The organism is Aquitalea sp. ASV15, from assembly GCF_016429115.1.
GTDB lineage: Bacteria > Pseudomonadota > Gammaproteobacteria > Burkholderiales > Chromobacteriaceae > Aquitalea > Aquitalea magnusonii.
Map to the genome: position 1 here is coordinate 63,955 of NZ_JAELTZ010000006.1, position 17,806 is coordinate 81,760.

Consider the following 17,806-nt stretch of genomic DNA (forward strand, 5'->3'; position numbering starts at 1 on the left):
AGGGACTTTCATGCTTCGGCGTCGCCTTACCCTCTCCTCAGTCATCTGTGCCTTGCCGTTTGCCCTGGTCGCTTGCGGCGAAAAAACTCAGCCAGACCCCCGCACCAGCACCCCGCTGGTACGTGCTGCCATTGTTCAGGCAGGCGCGTCTGAATCACGCGCTTTCACGGGCACCATCGCCGCCCGCATTCAAAGCGATCTTGGCTTCCGGGTTTCCGGCAAGGTGCTGCAGCGCCTGGTCGACACAGGCCAAACCGTCAGGCGCGGCCAACTGCTGATGCGGCTTGACCCGGCCGATCTGCGACTGGCCGCCCATGCCCAGCAAGAGGCAGTCAGCGCAGCACGGGCGCGGGCGCAGCAGGCCGCACAGGATGAAGCCCGCTACCGCGAGCTGCGTGGCACCGGTGCCATCTCTGCCTCTGCTTACGACCAGATCAAGGCAGCTGCGGATGCCGCCAAAGCCCAGCTCAGTGCGGCGGAAGCGCAGGCTGAAGTGGCCGGCAATGCCAGCCGTTATGCCGAGCTGGTGGCGGATGGCGATGGTGTGGTGATGGAAACGCTGGCGGAACCGGGCCAGGTGGTGAGTGCCGGGCAGCCCGTCGTGCGCCTCGCCCATGCCGGGCAACGCGAGGCGGTGATCCAGCTGCCGGAAACCCTGCGCCCCAGGGTCGGCTCCACCGGACAGGCCTCACTCTTCGGAGCGGACACCCTGCAGGTCCCTGCCAGACTGCGCCAGCTGTCACAAACTGCCGATCGCCTGACCCGTACCTTCGAAGCACGCTACGTGCTGGATGGTGACCTGGCCAATGCGCCTTTGGGGGCCACGGTGACCATCCGGATTCCAGAGAGCCAGGCGGCTGACAATGCCGGCATGCAGCTCCCCATCGGCGCCTTGTTCGACGCGGGCAAAGGGCCTGGCGTGTGGGTGATTCATGGCAGCCCCGCCAAGGTTTCCTGGCGACCGGTCACCGTACTGCATCTGGCCGACGATAGCGCGCGCGTCCTTGGTCCGCTCAAGCAAGGCGAGCGGATCGTGGCGCTGGGCGCGCACCTGCTGCGTGAAGGCGAGCAAGTCCGGCTGGCCGAGCCAGCCGTCGCCCCTGCTGCGAAAGGGGTCCAGTCGTGAGCGAAGGCCGCTTCAATTTGTCGGCCCTCGCCGTGCGCGAGCGTGCCGTGACCTTGTTCCTGATTTTGCTGATTTCGCTGGCCGGGGCGGTTTCCTTTTTCAAGCTGGGACGTGCCGAGGACCCCTCCTTCACCATCAAGGTGATGACCATTGTCACCGCCTGGCCTGGCGCCACCGCGCAGGAAATGCAGGATCAGGTGGCAGAGAAGATCGAAAAGCGGCTGCAGGAGCTGCGCTGGTATGAGCGGAGCGAGACTTACACCCGCCCGGGGCTGGCCTTCACCACGCTGACCTTGCTGGATAGCACGCCGCCATCGGAAGTAAAAGAAGAGTTCTATCAGGCACGAAAGAAAATTGGCGATGAAGTGCCAAACCTGCCCGCAGGCGTGCTGGGTCCCTTTGTTAATGATGAATATTCCGATGTGACTTTCGCCCTGTACGCACTGAAGGCCAAGGGCGAGCCACAGCGTGTTCTCGTGCGCGATGCGGAAAGCTTGCGCCAGCGCCTGCTGCATGTGCCAGGCGTGAAGAAGGTCAATATTGTTGGCGAACAAGCAGAACGGATTTTCATCGAATTTTCGCATGACAGGCTGGCTACGCTGGGCATCAGTCCGCAGGACGTATTTGCCGCCCTCCATGGTCAGAATGCACTGACGCCAGCCGGCTCGGTGGAAACCAAGGGGCCGGAAGTGTTCATTCGCCTGGACGGTGCCTTCGACCAATTGCAGAAAATCCGCGACACACCGCTGGTGGTGCAAGGCCGCACGCTGAAGTTGTCGGATATCGCCACCGTCAAGCGCGGCTACGAAGATCCGGCAAGCTTCATGATCCGTAACGGTGGCGAGCCGGCGCTATTGCTGGGTGTCGTCATGCGTGAAGGCTGGAACGGGCTGGACCTGGGCAAGGCGCTGGATAGCGAAGTGGCCGCGATCAACGCAGAGCAAGCGCTGGGAATGAGCCTGAGCAAAGTGACCGACCAGGCCGTCAACATCAGCGCGGCGGTGGATGAGTTCATGGTCAAGTTCTTCGCCGCGGTGCTGGTCGTCATGCTGGTGAGCTTTGTCAGCATGGGCTGGCGCGTGGGCATCGTGGTTGCCGCGGCGGTGCCGTTAACACTGGCCGTCGTCTTTGCCGTGATGCTGGCCAGCGGCAAGAACTTCGACCGCATCACGCTGGGTTCGCTGATCCTGGCACTGGGCCTGCTGGTCGACGACGCCATCATCGCCATCGAAATGATGGTGGTGAAAATGGAAGAAGGTTACAACCGCATCGCCGCCTCTGCCTATGCCTGGAGCCATACCGCCGCGCCCATGCTGTCCGGAACGCTGGTGACGGCGGTGGGCTTCATGCCCAATGGTTTTGCCCGATCCTCGGCGGGTGAATACACCAGCAATATGTTCTGGATTGTCGGCATCGCCCTGATCGCCTCCTGGGTGGTTGCCGTGGTGTTCACCCCCTATCTGGGCGTGAAGCTGCTGCCCGACTTCAAGAAGGTTGCAGGGGGGCACGCCGGCATCTACGACACACCGCGCTACAACCGTTTCCGTACCCTGCTTGGGCGCATTATTGCGCGCAAATGGCTGGTCGCGGGCTCGGTCATCGGCCTGTTTGTACTGGCGGTGCTGGGCATGGCAGTGGTCAAGAAACAGTTTTTCCCGATTTCCGACCGACCGGAAGTCTTGGTCGAAGTGCAAATGCCCTACGGCAGCTCGATCACGCAGACCAGTGCCGCCAGCGCCAAGGTGGAAGCGTGGCTGGCCAAACAGAAGGAAGCGCGGATTGTCACCGCCTATATCGGCCAGGGGGCGCCACGTTTTTTCTTCTCGGTAGGGCCGGAGCTGCCTGACCCCTCGTTTGCCAAGATCGTGGTACGTACCGACAACCAGGACGAGCGCGAAGCGCTGAAACTCAGGCTGCGCCAGGCCATTGCCGATGGTTTGGCCCCGGAGGCCCGGCTGCGCGTCACCCAACTGGTCTTTGGCCCTTACTCACCCTTCCCGGTGGCGTATCGGGTATCGGGTCCAGACCCTGAGGTATTGCGTAAAGTTGCCGCCTCGGTACAACAGGTCATGGATGCCAGCCCGCTGATGCGAACAGTCAACACCGACTGGGGAAGCCGCGCACCCACCTTGCATTTCACCTTGTTGCAAGACCGCTTGCAGGCGGTGGGGCTAAGCTCCAGCACAGTGGCGCAGCAGCTGCAATTCCTGCTGAACGGCGTGCCGGTCACGACAGTGCGCGAGGATATCCGTACGGTACAGGTTGTCGCCCGCTCTGCCGGCAATGCAAGGCTGGACCCGGCCAGGATGGCTGATTTCACATTGGCTGGCGCACATGGAGAGCGCATCCCGCTTGCGCAGGTGGGCAAGATCGAAGTGCGCATGGAAGAGCCGATCATGCGCCGGCGCGACCGCATGCCGACCATCACGGTACGCGGCGATATTGCCGAAGGCTTGCAGCCACCGGACGTGTCAACCGCCATCAGCAAACAGCTGCAGCCCATCATCGCCAGGCTGCCCAATGGCTATCACATCGTCGAAGCAGGCTCCATCGAGGAGTCGGGCAAGGCCACGGTGGCGATGTTGCCGATCTTCCCGATCATGCTGGCCATCACCTTGCTCATCATCATCCTCCAGGTGCGTTCAATGGCCGGCATGGTGATGGTCTTCCTCACCAGCCCGCTGGGGCTGATCGGCGTGGTGCCGACCTTGCTGCTGTTCAGGCAGCCCTTCGGTATCAATGCACTGGTGGGCCTGATTGCACTGTCCGGCATCCTGATGCGTAACACGCTGATCCTGATCGGACAGATTCGTGAAAACGAAAAGGCCGGGCTGGACCCGTTCCGCGCGCTAGTTGAAGCCACGGTGCAGCGTGCACGGCCGGTGATCCTGACTGCACTGGCCGCCATCCTGGCCTTCATCCCGCTCACCCATTCGGTGTTCTGGGGAACGCTGGCCTACACCCTGATTGGCGGCACCTTGGCCGGGACAATCCTGACCCTGGTATTCCTGCCGGCCATGTATTCGATCTGGTTCAGGATCCGGCCGGCCAGTGTCAGCGCATCCCGGGCATAAGCAAGGGCATCTCCATGGGCCGCCAAGGCGGTCCGTCCGGATTAGTACAGCCACAGTCTATTGATATCGAAAAGGAAGTCCCATGAAAAATTCGACGGTTGTTGTCATCACCGGGGTATCGTCTGGCATTGGACGTGCCGCTGCAGAGCAGTTTGCCCAGCGCGGCTGCCGTGTATTCGGCACCGTGCGCAATACGGCAACCGCACAAGCCATACCGGGTGTGACACTGATTGAGATGGATGTCCGTGACGATGCCTCCGTGCAAGCTGGCATCCACACCGTCATCGATCAAGCCAGACGCATCGACGTGCTGGTCAACAGTGCTGGCGTGACCCTGCTGGGTGCGATGGAAGAAACCTCGCTTGCCGAAGCCCGGAGCTTGTTCGACACCAACCTCTTCGGCCTCCTGCGCGTCATCAAGACCACGCTGCCACATATGCGCGCACAGCGCTCCGGCCGTATCGTCAACGTCAGTTCGGTGCTGGGTTTTCTGCCTGCGCCATACATGGCGCTCTATTCAGCCTCCAAGCATGCCGTCGAAGGGCTGTCCGAGACCCTGGATCACGAGGTACGCCAATTCGGCATTCGGGTCGCGCTGGTCGAACCCTCGTTTACCAAAACCAATCTGGACATCAATGCACCACAGACAGCAGCCAGAATCTCCGACTATGACGTTGAGCTCGGCATCGTTTCCCAGGCCATTCAAAACAATGTGCAGAAGGCACCCAATCCCGATGGCGTGGCCGCCACGATTGTGGAGGCGGCACTGGGGCGCTGGAAGATGCGCCACACCCCCAAAGGCGAGGCATCCCTGCTGGCCAAGTTACGCCGCTTCATGCCTGCCGGCCCGGTTGAGAAGGGGCTGCGCAAGACGTTTGGGCTGGTCTGATCGATCACAAGCTGCGAACAGCCGGAGGCCAGCACGGTAACATTCGCCAATGGCATACACGCCATGCGACGGGTGCAGGGCTATCCACCGCATGCCGAATTGGCTTGTGCCTTGTTTCCACCATGGCGCCACCGTGGTAAGGCATCATATTGCCCCCGTCCTGCGGGGGCATTTTTCGCCATGATCCGTTTGAGACATTGAAGTTGAGACATTGAAGCTGCCGCGCGGTGAGTGGCTCTACAATTCAAGACCAATAAAGACAGCAATCAGCAGCACGTGGTCCTGGCCAGCAATAAATGCTGGGTAGCGATGATTTACTGGTGGCCATGCCAGTGCAGGGACAGCAAGTAGCAAGGCTGCGACCTCCGCCGCACGGCAAAAGTCAACAGCTATCCGGCCAGCCGTCCGACATGCCACAAGCGCCCTGCGCGGCCCTTCACAAAAAGCGCCATTACGCGTACCATCCCGCCTCGCTTTTCGGGATGGCATCAATGACTACTAGCAGCGCTGCGCAAGCATGCGGCATCGACTTCGGCACCTCCAATTCCACGGTTGGCTGGCTGCGCCCTGGCGCAGATACCCTGATTCCGCTGGAAGACGGCAAGATCACCCTGCCCTCGGTTGTCTTTTTCAATTACGAAGAGGACCACTCGGTCTTTGGCCGCCGCGCCCTGCTGGAATACACCGAAGGCTATGAAGGCCGGCTGATGCGCTCGCTGAAAAGCCTGCTGGGCAGCAGCCTGATCGACAGCCAGACCGAGGTACAAGGCCGCGCCCTGCCATTTCGCCACCTGCTTACCCTGTTCATCCAGGAGGTGAAGCAGCGCGCCGACCGTGCCGCTGGCCGTCCCTTCGAACAAGTGGTGCTGGGCCGCCCGGTATTCTTTGTCGACGACAACCCCAAGGCCGATGCGCTGGCGGAAGAAACCCTGGCGCAGATTGCCCGCCAGGTAGGCTTCAAGGATATTTCCTTCCAGTTTGAGCCGCTGGCTGCCGCCTTTGATTACGAGTCTTCCATCACCCGTGAAGAACTGGTGCTGATCGTGGATATCGGCGGCGGCACCTCGGACTTTTCCCTGGTACGCCTGTCACCTGAACGCCGCCTGCTGGACGACCGCCGTGCCGACATCCTGGCCACCGGCGGCGTACATATCGGCGGCACCGACTTTGACAAGCAACTGAGCCTGCACGGCGTGATGCCGCTGTTCGGCTTCAAGAGCCGCTTGCGCAACAATGCCGAAATGCCCTCGGCACAGTACTTCAACCTGGCCACCTGGCACACCATCAACTTTGCCTACACCCGCAAGGCATGGATGGATCTGCAGGACATTCATCGTGACGTGGAAGACCCGCGCGCTTTCGACCGCCTGTTCAAGCTGATCCAGGAACGTGCCGGCCACTGGCTGGCCATGCAGGTGGAAGAGGCCAAGATCGCCCTGTCCGGCAGCGACAGCCATCGCCTGGAGCTGGACCTGATCGAAGACGGACTGTATGCCGAACTGCTGCGCGAGCAGTTCAACCAGACCATCGACGGCATGCTGGGGCAGATCGGCAAGACCATCGGCAGCCTGCTGGCCGATGCCGGCATCAGCGCCAGCCAGATCGACACCGTCTTCTTTACCGGCGGCTCCAGCGGCGTTCCCGCGCTGCGCCAGTGCGTGCAGCAACTGCTGCCCAATGCCCACCATGTCGAGGGCAATCTGTTTGGCAGCATCGGCAGCGGTCTCGCCATCGAGGCGAAAAAACGCTACGGCTGATGCCGAAACAAAAAGGCTGCCCCAGTGGAGCAGCCTTTTTGAATTATCCGGAACCGTATCAGCCCTGCCGTTTGCGCGGGGCTTTTTTTGTGGCCGCCGGCGGCAGGTCGAGGTCAAACAGCATGCCGGTGCGCCCGGTCTGCGACTGGCAGGCAATCTGCAGGGCGCGGTTGATCGCTTCCTTCTTGCTTACCCCCCACCACTCGATCATCTTGTCCAGCGACTTCTGCGCGTCACGACTCAACTCCACCGTTACCGACAGCTCCTGCAGGCGGTTGCGGCGCTGCTCGCGGCTGCGGCGCTTGCGCTCGGCCACCGTCATGGCGCGCTCGCCCAGCGGCTTGCGTCCGGGCTTTTTCTGCACGCCGCCAATCAGGTCGAAAGTGTAGTGATCGCAGGGATCTTTCATGGATGGGTGACGGGTCACAATCAAGAGGGGCGCAAGAATACCACAAAGCCGCGTCAGGTGGGGCATACCGCCCCCACCGCCCTTGCAATTAGTCGCTTCGCATAGCCAGACATCCGCACCCCAGGGAGCGCCGGCTCGGGCCAGATCACCCATGCATCACGGGTTGGATAGAGCGCCCTAGAGTGGGTTGGCGGCAAAGGTATCGCACTGAGCGATATCACCACTGTCGAAGCCGCGCTTGAACCAGCGCACCCGCTGCGCGCTGCTGCCATGGGTAAAGCTATCCGGCACCACGGCGCGGCCGGCAGAGCGCTGCAAGGTATCGTCACCGATTTTCGAAGCTGCATTCAGCGCCGATTCCAGATCACCCCCCTCGAGGATATGCCGCGCCTTGTCGGCATGATTGCCCCACACCCCGGCAAAGCAGTCAGCCTGCAATTCCAGCCGTACCGACAAGGCATTGGCCTTGCGTTCGCTGGACTGGCGCCGCAGGGCATCGACCTTGGCGGAAATGCCCAGCAGGTTTTGCACATGGTGGCCTACCTCATGCGCAATCACATAGGCCTCGGCAAACTCGCCCGGTGCGCCCAGTTGCTGATTCAGCGTGCGATAGAAAGCCAGGTCGATATACACCTTGCGGTCGGCCGGGCAATAAAACGGCCCCATGGCCGACTCGCCCTGACCACAGGCAGTGGGCGTGCTATTGCTGAACAACACCAGCTTGGGCTGCTGGTAGCTGGCGCCACGCTGCTGGAAAATCTGCCCCCACACATCCTCGGTATCCGCCAGCACCACGCGCACCAGCCTGGCCTCGCGTTCTTCTTCAGCAGAATGCACCCTGGGCTGCTGCGGCCGGGTTTGGACTTGCTGATGCCCACCACCGGTCAGCGCAGAAATCACCTGCAAGGGATTGGCCCCGAACACCAGCCAGGCCACCAGGCCAATGGCAATCGTCCCCAGACCGATACTGCCGCCACCCAGACTGAAACCGGGGGAGGCGCCAGCCTCATCGCGACGGTCTTCCACATTATCGCTTTCCCGATTGCCATCCCAACGCATGCCAGCTCTCCTTGTGTCGAATCAGGCCGGCAGGTAGCCCGCCAGCAGCGCCTGCACCAGCAGGGCAAACAGTGCGGCGATGATGTCATCCAGCATCACGCCAAAACCGCCATGTACCCGGCGATCAAACCAGGCAATCGGCCATGGCTTGAGAATATCAAACAGCCGGAACAGCACAAAGGCCAGCAGCCAGCCAGCCCAACTGGCCGGGGCATACGCCAGCACCAGCAGCATGGCCACCACCTCGTCCCAGACGATGCCGCCGTAGTCGTGCACCCCCAGTGCATCACCGGTTACCTGACACACCCACACCCCCAGCACAAACAAGGGCAGACACAACAAGGTCAGCCCCAGGCTGCCCACTCCCAGCGCGTGTAGCAGAAAAAACAGCGGATAAGCCACCAGCGTGCCCCAGGTGCCCGGCGCCTTGCGCGCCAGACCGCTACCAAAGCCGAAAGCCAGCAGATACGCCGGATGCCGGCGCAGAAAAGCCCAGTCCGGGCGAAAGGCCGGTGCCTGTTTATGCGAAGTGGTCATAACCCGCCCTGTCCAATGCAATTGTCTGGCCGGTGGCATCCAGCAGGCGTGCGCCACTGCCCGCCACGATACGGCCGATACGTGTCACCCGGCAGCCCGCCTGCGTCGCTGCGGCCAGCACCGCCTCGCGTGCCGCCTGCGGCGCAGTGAAGCACAATTCGTAATCATCGCCACCGGCTGCCAGAAACTCCAGCCAGCGTGCTCGCTCCGCCTCCAGCGGCGACAAGGATGGCAGGCTGTCCGCCCAGATTTCCGCGGCCACGCCCGAGGCGGCCAGTATATGCCCCAGATCGGCCAGCAGCCCGTCCGACACATCGGCCGCAGCATGCGCCACGCCCAGCAGGGCCTGGCCCAGTTCCAGCCGTGGCACCGGAAAATCCAGCCGGCACTGGCAGGCCGCCAGCACATCATCCGACACGGCAGCAGCCGGCAAGCGCCCCAGCCGTTGTGCCACGGCAATGGCACCCAGGCCCAATTCGCCACTGACCCAGACATCGTCCCCCAGGCGGGCTGCATCGCGCCGCAGTGCCTGTCCCTGCGGCGTTTCGCCCATGATGGTGATGGACAGGGTCAGCGGCCCGCGCGTGGTGTCGCCACCGGCCAAGTCCACACCGTACTGCTCGGCCAGGGCGAACAGCCCACGGCTGAAACCCTGTGCCCAGGCTTCATCCACCTCGGGCAGGGCCAGCGCCAGAAAAGCCCAGCGCGGGCGGGCGCCCATTGCCGCCATATCGGACAGATTCACCGCCAGCGTCTTGTGTCCCAGTGCCTGCGGGCTGACATCGGCAAAAAAATGCCGCCCTTCCACCAGCATGTCTACCGACACATGCAGGTCCTGGCCCGGCGTGGGGCGCAGGATGGCAGCATCATCGCCCACCCCCAGCACGACAGATGGTGCGGCGCGGGTGAAATAGTGGCGGATCAGTTCAAATTCATTCATCGCGTCAACTCCGGGCCCTCATGCAAAAACACCCGCCGTAGCGGGTGTCAGGCTGCTGACAAAGTTATTTGGTGCGATTGCACTGGACCCGGCAAAGCCGGGCCTTTCGATTAACTTATTGCTTTCGCAGCCCTCTCATCTAATCCCAATCCCCCCGCCCTTGCCCTGCAAGGGAGCCTCGCTTTCCTTTCGGAAAGCGAGAGGGGCGTCAACAAACTGACACCCGCCGTGGCGGGTGTCAGTTTCATGCAGCAAGATTATCAGCCTTGGCGACGCGAACGCTGCGAGGCAACCTCGTCGGCGCGTACATCGGCAGCCAGCTTGTCCAGCACGCCGTTGACGAATTTGTGGCCGTCGGTACCACCGAAAGTCTTGGTGATCTCGATGGCTTCATTGATGATCACCGGGTACGGCGTTTCCGGGTGCTGGGTCAGTTCCAGCGCCGCCATCAGCAGCACGGCGCGCTCCACCGGGCTGACTTCTTCTTCGTTGCGTTCGTAATAGGGACGAATGCGACCGGACAGCACGGCAACATCTTTCAGCACACCGTACAGCACGGCGCGAAACAGGGTTTCGTCCGCCTTGGCGAAGTATTCGTTTTCGCGCAGGTGTTTTTCAATCAGCGAAGCCGGGCGATCCGGATTCAGTTCCCATTCATAAATGCCCTGAACGGCAAATTCGCGGGCACGGCGACGGGCGGTTTTCATGTCGGTTTCCTAAAAAGAACAAGTGAGCGGCATCATCCCCAAGGGATGATCAACCGCGCAGCGTTTTATGCAGATTGGCCATTTCCACCGCAACGCGTGCTGCGTCGCGGCCTTTTTCCAGCATGCGCACTTCGGCCTGTTCGTCGTTTTCGGTGGTGAGAATGGCGTTGGCAATGGGGATGTCGAAATCCAGACCCACGCGGGTGACGCCGGCGCCGGACTCATTGGAAACCAGTTCGAAGTGGTAGGTTTCGCCACGGATGATGGCACCCAGCGCCACCAGCGCATCGAACTTGCCGCTCTTGGCCATGGTTTGCAGCACCAGCGGCACTTCCAGCGCCCCCGGCACCGTGGCCAGCACCACGTCTTCCGCGGCCACCCCCAGCACCTTCAGCTCGGCCAGGCAGGCGTCGCGCAGGCCATGGCACACTTCCTCGGTAAAACGCGCCTGGACGATGCCGACCTTGAGGCCGCGACCGTTAAAATCGGAAGAAATGCGCTGGATAGCTTCAAGCATGGGAGTCCTCGCTGCTGAAATTCGGATCAGATAAGCCCCCTGCACGACCGGCAACTACCGGCCCCAGGGGGAGTCATGACGGAAAACCGGTTATTTTAACCGATTTCGATATGAAAGTGTTCCGGCTGGCAAAAGCCGGTGACTTCAAGATTAAAACCAGCCATCGACGGTACATTCAAGGGCGGCGACATCAGCTTCATCTTGCCCACGCCCAGCGCCTTGAGCATTTGCGCACCGACACCGAAGGTCTTGCCGTCCCAGGGCGAGCGTTTCACATTCTGCCCCAGCGCCCGCTGCAGCAAATCATCGCCGGTTTCATCGCGATACAGCAGGATGACCACACCCTTGCCGGCTTCATCGATGGCTTCCAGCGCGCCCGGCACCGTCCAGGAGTGCGGGCGCGAGGTCGGGTCCAGCACATCCATGATGGACAGCGGCTCGTGTACACGCACCAGCGTTTCCTTTGCCTCGTCCAGCTGGCCCTTGACCAGCGCCAGATGGGTTTCGCGGGTGGTGACATCGCGGAAGACATGCAAGTCGAAAGCGCCAAACGGCGTTTCCACCGGACGCTGGCCCACTTCTTCCACCAGCGATTCGGTACGGCTGCGGTAGTGGATCAGGTCGGCAATGGTGCCCACCTTGAGGCCGTGGGTCTTGGCGAACTCCAGCAATTCCGGCATGCGCGCCATGGTGCCGTCGTCGTTCATGATTTCGCAGATCACCCCGGCCGGCTCCAGCCCGGCCAGCATCGGCAGATCGCAAGCCGCCTCGGTATGGCCGGCACGGATCAGCACGCCGCCATTTTGTGCCTTGAGCGGGAAGATATGCCCCGGCTGCACCAGGTCGCTGGCCTTGGCATTGCGCGCCACCGCTGCCTGCACGGTACGCGCCCGATCCGCCGCGGAAATGCCGGTGGTCACGCCTTCTGCCGCTTCGATGGACACGGTGAAATTGGTGCCGAAGGAGGTGCCGTTATTGGCGGCCATCATCGGCAGCTCCAGCAGCTTGCAGCGCTGCTCGGTAAGGGTCAGGCAGATCAGGCCACGCGCATGCTTGGCCATGAAATTGATGGCTTCCGGCGTGACGAACTCGGCCGCCATCACGATATCACCTTCGTTTTCGCGATCTTCCGCATCAGCCAGCACCACCATTTTGCCGGCCTTGATGTCGGCAATGATGTCCTGCACCGGAGAAATAACCATTTGCTACATCCTTTATATAGAGGCGCTGCACGGCCGGGCCGGGCAGACTGCGAATTCTGACGGCTGGCGGCCGCAGGGCCTGGTATTGACTGGCCGCTGCCGCTGCTACAGACCGTGTACGGGGCATGCGCCCCGCGCTGTATTTTCACAACATGGAGGCAATCGGCACCCTATCAAGCCGATTCACCATTTTTTTCAGACTGCTCACACACCCTGGCGCTGTGCCAGTACCCGCTCCACGGTATCGACAATGGCCTGGGTTTGCGGATCGACCTCGATATTGATGGCGTCGCCCACCTGGCGGAACTGGATGATGGTGCGCTCCAGCGTTTCCGGAATCAGGTGCACGCAAAAACGGCTGCCTTCGACGCTGCCTATGGTCAGACTGCAGCCATCAATACCGATATAGCCCTTGGCAAACAAGTACTTGGCAAACTCTGGCGGCAGCGTGAACCACACCGTGCAGTTGTTGGGCGTGCGGATGATCTCATCCACCCGCGCCAGGCAGATGATATGGCCGGACATGGCATGGCCGCCGATTTCGTCACCAAACCTTGCAGCCCGCTCGACATTGACCCTGTCGCCCACCTGCAGCGCGCCCAGATTGGTCAGGCGCAGCGTTTCGGCCATCAGGTCAAAGGCCACCAGGTCGTCACTGACCTCGGTCACGGTCAGGCAGCAGCCGTTATGGGCAATTGACGCCCCCAGCTCGATGCCGCCCAGCATGGACGGCGGCAGCCGCAGCACATGGCGACGGAAATCCTGTTTTTCCTCGATGGCCACCACCTCGGCCATCCCCTGCACGATACCGGTAAACATGCTTGCTCCTGTTCTGGCCCGCCCGGCTGGCGATGCAGCCGGCAAAACACCCATGATAACCAAATCGCCGCCCAGTGCCGACCCGCTTGCAAGCCCCGACAGCCAGCCCGCTTACCACGGCCAAGCTATCTTGCTGATGTCAAAAGAAAAGCTTTTGTCAAAACACTGGCAGAAATTTGCAGCCTGCGAGGTTTTGTTGCGCGCCGCTATCCTGTAAAATCACCGCCTTCTTATCAAGCCTGTTCCTACTCCATGTCCGCAGAATTGTCCCGCATTGCCGAGGAAGTGGCGCGCCGCCGCACCTTCGCCATCATTTCCCACCCTGACGCAGGTAAAACCACGCTGACCGAAAAGCTGCTGCTGTTTTCGGGCGCCATCCAGATGGCCGGCACGGTAAAGGGCAAGAAGGGCGGCAAGTTTGCCACCTCGGACTGGATGGAAATCGAAAAGCAGCGCGGCATCTCCGTGGCCTCGTCGGTGATGCAGTTCGATTACCGCGACCACACGGTCAACCTGCTGGACACCCCGGGCCACCAGGACTTCTCCGAAGACACCTACCGCGTGCTCACCGCCGTGGACAGCGCCCTGATGGTGATCGATGCCGCCAAGGGCGTGGAAGAGCAGACCATCAAGCTGCTGAATGTCTGCCGCCTGCGCAACACCCCCATCGTCACCTTCATGAACAAGTACGACCGTGAAGTGCGCGATTCGCTGGAATTGCTGGACGAAGTGGAAAACGTGCTGAAGATCCGCTGCGCACCGATCACCTGGCCTATCGGCATGGGCAAAACCTTCCGCGGCGTATACAGCCTGCTGAGCGATGAGGTCATCCTGTTCGAAGCCGGCAGCGAAAAGCTGATCACCGACATCGAAGTGATCAAGGGCATCGACAACCCGCGCCTGGACGAACTGTTCCCGCTGGAAATGGAAGGCCTGCGCATGGAGATCGAACTGGTCAAGGGCGCTTCCAATGAATGGAATCTGGAAGAATTCCTGGCCGGTGAGCTGACCCCGGTATTCTTCGGCTCGGCCATCAACAACTTTGGCGTGCGCGAGATTCTGGATGCCCTGATCAACTGGGCCCCGGCTCCGCAGCAGCGTGATGCCACCCTGCGTGACGTGGCCCCGACCGAAGGCAAGTTCTCCGGCTTCGTGTTCAAGATCCAGGCCAATATGGACCCCAAGCACCGCGACCGCATTGCCTTCCTGCGCGTATGCTCCGGCCAGTTTGAACGGGGCATGAAGATGAAGCATCTGCGACTGAACCGGGAAATCTCGGCCTCCAGCGTGGTGACCTTCATGTCGCACGACCGTGAAATCGTCGAAGAAGCCTTTGCCGGCGACATCATCGGCATTCCCAACCACGGCAATATCCAGATCGGCGACAGTTTTTCCGAAGGCGAAGAACTGGCCTTTACCGGCATCCCCTTCTTTGCGCCGGAGCTGTTCCGTTCGGTACGCATCAAGAACCCGCTCAAGCTCAAGCAGCTGCAAAAGGGCCTGCAACAGCTGGGTGAAGAAGGCGCGGTACAGGTGTTCAAGCCGCACAGCGGCGGCGACCTGATCCTGGGCGCGGTCGGCGTGCTGCAGTACGAAGTGGTGGCCAGCCGCCTGGCGGCAGAATACAGCGTGGATGCGGTATTCGAATCGGCCAGCATCTGGTCGGCACGCTGGTTTACCTGCGACGACCGCAAAAAGCTGGACGAATTCATCAAGACCCTGCAGATGAATATCGCCACCGATGCCGGCGGCAATCTGGCTTACCTGGCACCCAACCGCGTCAACCTGCAACTGACGCAAGAGCGCTGGCCGGACATCGTGTTCCACGAAACCCGTGAACACGCCGTCAAGCTGAACGACTAGAAAGGCCCGCGCCGCCATGCAAGATCTGCTCCAGCTGATCCATCAGCTGCGTACCGATTACTCTCACGAGATCGTGCGCTCGCTGATGCTGATCGCCGTGTTGCTGCTGATCCGGCTGGCGGTAGGCCATATCCTGTCCAGCAATGTCAGCGTGCCGGTGGAGGAAAGACGGCGCTGGTCGGTCTCCACCCGCAATGTGCTGTTCATTTCCGGCCTGGCCGGCATCGGCATGATCTGGGCCGAAGAACTGCAAACCATCGCCGTGTCGATGCTGGCCTTTGCCGCCGCGCTGATCCTGGCCACCAAGGAGCTGATCCTGTGCGTGTCCGGCTTTGTGGTGCGCCATGCCTCCAACAGCTATAGCCTGGGGGACCATATCGAGGTGGGAACGATACGTGGCCGGGTGGTGGACATCGGCCTGCTGTCCACCACGGTGATGGAGATCGGCCCGCAGCACAATGCCCACCAGATGACCGGACGCGCCCTGACCTTTCCCAACAGCCTGCTGCTGTCCAATGCGGTGATCCGGGAAAACTACATGGGCGATTATGTGATGCACATCATCAACATCCCCATGGGCTACCACATCCCGCCCACCCGCGCCCAGCGCCTGCTGCTGGAGGCTGCCGAGCAGCACTGCCAGCAGCATGTAGAGGCGGCGCGCGAGCACATGGAGCGCATGGCCGAGCGCTATCTGGTGGACACGCCATCGGTGGAACCGCGCATCGGCATGCAGGCGGTGGATGAAAAACGCTATCAGCTGATCTTGCGCATCGCCATTCCGGCCAAGGAACGGCAACGTATCGAGCAGGCCATCATTCACCAGTTCATGGAACAGTGCTATCCGGACAGTCCGGCCAAATAATTTAGAGCTGGAACTCCAAACAGCAGTTATAATCCCGACTTGCCCCATTGTCCGGTGTCCCATGAGCAAACCCCGCATCAAAACCTACGACCGCATCATTCTGGAAAGTCTGAAACTGTTCAACGAACAGGGCGAGCGCAATATCACCACCAACCATATCGCTGCCCATCTGGGTATCAGTCCGGGCAATCTGTACTACCACTTCCGCAACAAGGAAGAGATCGTCTACCAGATTTTCCTGATGTACCGCGACTTCATCAATGAACGGCTGGCGGTACCGGAAGCGCGCGACATGACGGTGGCCGACCTGGTCAATTACCTGGATACCGCCTTTCTGGCGATGTGGCAGTTCCGTTTCATGTTCTACGACCTGCCCGGCATGCTGGCGCGCAGCCCGCAGCTGCAGTCGGAGTATCACCAGTTCGTCAATACCGAACTCAAGGGCATTCTGGGCGAGCACTTCCGCGAATTCATCCGTCTGGGCCTGCTCAAGATGGACGAAGAAGACATCGAGGCGGTCAGCATCAATATCTGGCTGGTGGTGAAATTCTGGTTTGCCTTCGAGCAGACCTCGCGCCCCAAATCGCCCATTACCGAAGCCTCCGGTCATCGCGGCGTGCGCCAGGTGATGGCCTTGCTCAAGCCCTATGTGCAGCCGGATTTCATGGCAGCTTTCCAGCAGCTGAGCGAACGCCACGCTGCCCGCTGACAGCCGCCAGCACAAGAAAAAGGCCGCCGCCCCACGGGACGACGGCCTTTGTTGTTTCAGCCAGCCGGTCTGGCCGGCCCATACTCAGGGACGAATGGCAATCTTCAGCACCCCATCGCGCTGGTGGGCAAACAGATCGTAAGCCGCTTCGATATCATCCAGCGCATACTGATGGGTCACCAGCGGCCCCAGATCCACCCGGCCCGAGGCAATCACCCCCATCAGCCGGCGCATGCGCTCCTTGCCGCCCGGACACAGCGCGGTATTGATCTTGTGGTCGCCGAGGCCAGCCGCAAACGCCCCCAGCGGAATGGTCAGGTCGCTGGAGTACACCCCCAGGCTGGACAAGGTGCCGCCGGGCTTGAGCACCCGCAAGGCCGAGGCAAAGGTTTGCTGCGTCCCCAGGGCCTCGATGGCCGAATCCGCCCCGCGCCCGCCGGTCAGTTTCATCACTTCGTCCACCACATCGCACTGGGTGAAATTGAGGGTGATATCCGCCCCCATCAGCCGCGAGATCCCCAGGCGGTGATCATTGCCATCCACCGCGATGATGGTGGTGGCCCCCAACAGGCGCGCGCCGGCCGTGGCACACAGGCCGATCGGCCCCTGGGCAAACACCACCACGGTGTCGCCGATGCGGATATTGGCGTTTTCCGCGCCCTTGAAACCGGTGGACATGATGTCCGGACACATCAGCACCTGCTCGTCGGTCAGCCCATCCGGAATTGGCGACAGATTGGCCTGGGCATCTGGCACCAGCACGTACTCGGCCTGGGTGCCGTCGATGAGGTTGCCAAAGCGCCAGCCCGCCGTGGCCTTGTAGCCGTGGCAGCCACACTTGCCGGAGGCAATCAGATAGCTGCCATCCTGTGACGCCACGCCATCCTGCGCGGCATAGGAATTGAAATTGGGGCAGATGGCGCCGGCGATGACGCGCTGGCCTTCCTGATAACCACTGACCGCGCTGCCCAGCTTTTCGATGATGCCCACCGGCTCGTGGCCGATGGTCAGCCCCGGTGCCACCGGGTATTCCCCCTTGAGGATGTGCACATCGGTGCCGCAGATGGTGGTGGTGGTGATGCGGATCAGCGCATCGTTGGGTCCTACGTCCGGAATCGGCTTTTCGGCGATTTCAATCCGCCCTGCTGCCACAAAAACCGCTGCCTTCATCATGCTGCTCATACTGACCTCCTGTCTGGAAACCGGCTGGCGCGTGATGGCCTGCAAGGGCAGCACACCAAGCCCTCGCCGGCCCATGCCACAGGCACCAGCAGATCATGCGATGCAGTACACTCGGCACGCAGCCCTGCCCAGCGGCTGCGCACGACCCGCC

17 protein-coding genes are annotated in these 17,806 nt (G+C 61.5%); 8 read left to right on the forward strand and 9 right to left on the reverse strand.

The annotated features are described in order from the left end of the window. Positions 1–10: 10 nt before the first annotated feature. From JHD64_RS04035 to JHD64_RS04050, 4 genes are all read left to right on the forward strand, one after another. Positions 11–1,126 (forward strand): efflux RND transporter periplasmic adaptor subunit, encoded by a 1,116-nt coding sequence (locus tag JHD64_RS04035; RefSeq protein ID WP_199052342.1) that lies wholly within the window; start codon positions 11–13, stop codon positions 1,124–1,126. After that, entirely contained in the window at positions 1,123–4,200 is a 3,078-nt protein-coding gene (locus JHD64_RS04040; protein WP_199052343.1) for an efflux RND transporter permease subunit, read from the forward strand. The genes JHD64_RS04035 and JHD64_RS04040 overlap by 4 nt, the downstream gene beginning before the upstream one ends. 82 nt (positions 4,201–4,282) lie before the next feature. Further along, positions 4,283–5,089: an oxidoreductase gene (locus tag JHD64_RS04045; protein WP_199052344.1), complete on the forward strand. Its 807-nt coding sequence runs from the start codon at positions 4,283–4,285 to the stop codon at positions 5,087–5,089. Positions 5,090–5,580: 491 nt separating this feature from the next. Continuing rightward, positions 5,581–6,846: an Hsp70 family protein gene (locus JHD64_RS04050; RefSeq protein WP_059286857.1), complete on the forward strand. Its 1,266-nt coding sequence runs from the start codon at positions 5,581–5,583 to the stop codon at positions 6,844–6,846. 58 nt (positions 6,847–6,904) lie between these two features. Here the strand turns inward: JHD64_RS04050 and JHD64_RS04055 are convergent, their stop codons facing one another. The 8 genes from JHD64_RS04055 to JHD64_RS04090 form a co-directional block, all read right to left on the reverse strand. Then, entirely contained in the window at positions 6,905–7,255 is a 351-nt protein-coding gene (locus tag JHD64_RS04055; protein WP_103524561.1) for a hypothetical protein, read from the reverse strand. A gap of 177 nt (positions 7,256–7,432) precedes the next feature. Continuing rightward, entirely contained in the window at positions 7,433–8,314 is an 882-nt protein-coding gene (locus JHD64_RS04060; RefSeq protein ID WP_059287650.1) for a neutral zinc metallopeptidase, read from the reverse strand. 21 nt (positions 8,315–8,335) lie between these two features. Then, complete coding sequence (locus JHD64_RS04065; protein WP_059287649.1) at positions 8,336–8,851, reverse strand: phosphatidylglycerophosphatase A; 516 nt, start codon at positions 8,849–8,851, stop codon at positions 8,336–8,338. Further along, positions 8,835–9,791 (reverse strand): thiamine-phosphate kinase, encoded by a 957-nt coding sequence (gene thiL / locus JHD64_RS04070; RefSeq protein WP_199052345.1) that lies wholly within the window; start codon positions 9,789–9,791, stop codon positions 8,835–8,837. Before thiL ends, JHD64_RS04065 begins: the two co-directional genes overlap by 17 nt. Before the next feature lie 260 nt (positions 9,792–10,051). Then, positions 10,052–10,498 carry a transcription antitermination factor NusB gene (nusB, locus tag JHD64_RS04075; RefSeq protein WP_059287032.1) on the reverse strand — a complete coding sequence of 149 codons (447 nt, stop codon included), beginning with the start codon at positions 10,496–10,498 and terminating at the stop codon, positions 10,052–10,054. Between the two features lie 49 nt (positions 10,499–10,547). Beyond that, on the reverse strand, positions 10,548–11,015 hold the full coding sequence (gene ribH / locus JHD64_RS04080; RefSeq protein ID WP_059287031.1) for a 6,7-dimethyl-8-ribityllumazine synthase: 468 nt from the start codon (positions 11,013–11,015) through the stop codon (positions 10,548–10,550). 95 nt (positions 11,016–11,110) lie between these two features. Then, entirely contained in the window at positions 11,111–12,217 is a 1,107-nt protein-coding gene (ribBA, locus tag JHD64_RS04085) for a bifunctional 3,4-dihydroxy-2-butanone-4-phosphate synthase/GTP cyclohydrolase II (RefSeq protein WP_059287030.1), read from the reverse strand. A 204-nt stretch (positions 12,218–12,421) separates the two neighbouring features. Then, on the reverse strand, positions 12,422–13,036 hold the full coding sequence (locus tag JHD64_RS04090) for a riboflavin synthase (RefSeq protein ID WP_059287029.1): 615 nt from the start codon (positions 13,034–13,036) through the stop codon (positions 12,422–12,424). Here JHD64_RS04090 and JHD64_RS04095 point away from each other — a divergent pair. The 4 genes from JHD64_RS04095 to JHD64_RS04110 all read left to right on the forward strand — a co-directional run bounded on the left by JHD64_RS04095 (position 13,035) and on the right by JHD64_RS04110 (position 16,473). Continuing rightward, on the forward strand, positions 13,035–13,253 hold the full coding sequence (locus tag JHD64_RS04095) for a hypothetical protein (protein ID WP_199052346.1): 219 nt from the start codon (positions 13,035–13,037) through the stop codon (positions 13,251–13,253). The two genes, JHD64_RS04090 and JHD64_RS04095, sit on opposite strands and share 2 nt — an antisense overlap. A gap of 35 nt (positions 13,254–13,288) precedes the next feature. Next, the gene (locus tag JHD64_RS04100) at positions 13,289–14,899 is read left to right on the forward strand and encodes a peptide chain release factor 3 (RefSeq protein ID WP_059287027.1); all 1,611 of its coding nucleotides are present in this window, start codon (positions 13,289–13,291) and stop codon (positions 14,897–14,899) included. Positions 14,900–14,915: 16 nt separating this feature from the next. Beyond that, a complete protein-coding gene (locus JHD64_RS04105) occupies positions 14,916–15,764 on the forward strand; it encodes a mechanosensitive ion channel domain-containing protein (RefSeq protein ID WP_110312930.1) in 849 nt (282 codons plus the stop codon). 61 nt (positions 15,765–15,825) lie between these two features. Beyond that, positions 15,826–16,473, forward strand: a complete 648-nt coding sequence (locus JHD64_RS04110; RefSeq protein ID WP_059287026.1) for a TetR/AcrR family transcriptional regulator — start codon at positions 15,826–15,828, stop codon at positions 16,471–16,473. Between the two features lie 84 nt (positions 16,474–16,557). On the opposite strand, the gene JHD64_RS04115 is transcribed toward JHD64_RS04110, so the two are convergent. Beyond that, complete coding sequence (locus JHD64_RS04115) at positions 16,558–17,655, reverse strand: NAD(P)-dependent alcohol dehydrogenase (protein WP_199052347.1); 1,098 nt, start codon at positions 17,653–17,655, stop codon at positions 16,558–16,560. Positions 17,656–17,806: the final 151 nt, after the last annotated feature.

Bases quoted from the DNA above. Each gene is read 5' to 3' on its own strand.
- JHD64_RS04035 (WP_199052342.1), top strand. From the start codon at position 11: ATGCTTCGGCGTCGCCTTACCCTCTCCTCAGTCATCTGTGCCTTGCCG.
- JHD64_RS04050 (WP_059286857.1), top strand. From the start codon at position 5,581: ATGACTACTAGCAGCGCTGCGCAAGCATGCGGCATCGACTTCGGCACC.
- ribBA (WP_059287030.1), bottom strand. From the start codon at position 12,217: ATGGTTATTTCTCCGGTGCAGGACATCATTGCCGACATCAAGGCCGGC.
- JHD64_RS04055 (WP_103524561.1), bottom strand. From the start codon at position 7,255: ATGAAAGATCCCTGCGATCACTACACTTTCGACCTGATTGGCGGCGTG.
- JHD64_RS04095 (WP_199052346.1), top strand. From the start codon at position 13,035: ATGCTTGCTCCTGTTCTGGCCCGCCCGGCTGGCGATGCAGCCGGCAAA.
- JHD64_RS04110 (WP_059287026.1), top strand. From the start codon at position 15,826: ATGAGCAAACCCCGCATCAAAACCTACGACCGCATCATTCTGGAAAGT.
- JHD64_RS04065 (WP_059287649.1), bottom strand. From the start codon at position 8,851: ATGACCACTTCGCATAAACAGGCACCGGCCTTTCGCCCGGACTGGGCT.
- JHD64_RS04100 (WP_059287027.1), top strand. From the start codon at position 13,289: ATGTCCGCAGAATTGTCCCGCATTGCCGAGGAAGTGGCGCGCCGCCGC.
- thiL (WP_199052345.1), bottom strand. From the start codon at position 9,791: ATGAATGAATTTGAACTGATCCGCCACTATTTCACCCGCGCCGCACCA.
- JHD64_RS04090 (WP_059287029.1), bottom strand. From the start codon at position 13,036: ATGTTTACCGGTATCGTGCAGGGGATGGCCGAGGTGGTGGCCATCGAG.
- JHD64_RS04115 (WP_199052347.1), bottom strand. From the start codon at position 17,655: ATGAGCAGCATGATGAAGGCAGCGGTTTTTGTGGCAGCAGGGCGGATT.
- JHD64_RS04105 (WP_110312930.1), top strand. From the start codon at position 14,916: ATGCAAGATCTGCTCCAGCTGATCCATCAGCTGCGTACCGATTACTCT.
- nusB (WP_059287032.1), bottom strand. From the start codon at position 10,498: ATGAAAACCGCCCGTCGCCGTGCCCGCGAATTTGCCGTTCAGGGCATT.
- JHD64_RS04045 (WP_199052344.1), top strand. From the start codon at position 4,283: ATGAAAAATTCGACGGTTGTTGTCATCACCGGGGTATCGTCTGGCATT.
- JHD64_RS04060 (WP_059287650.1), bottom strand. From the start codon at position 8,314: ATGCGTTGGGATGGCAATCGGGAAAGCGATAATGTGGAAGACCGTCGC.
- ribH (WP_059287031.1), bottom strand. From the start codon at position 11,015: ATGCTTGAAGCTATCCAGCGCATTTCTTCCGATTTTAACGGTCGCGGC.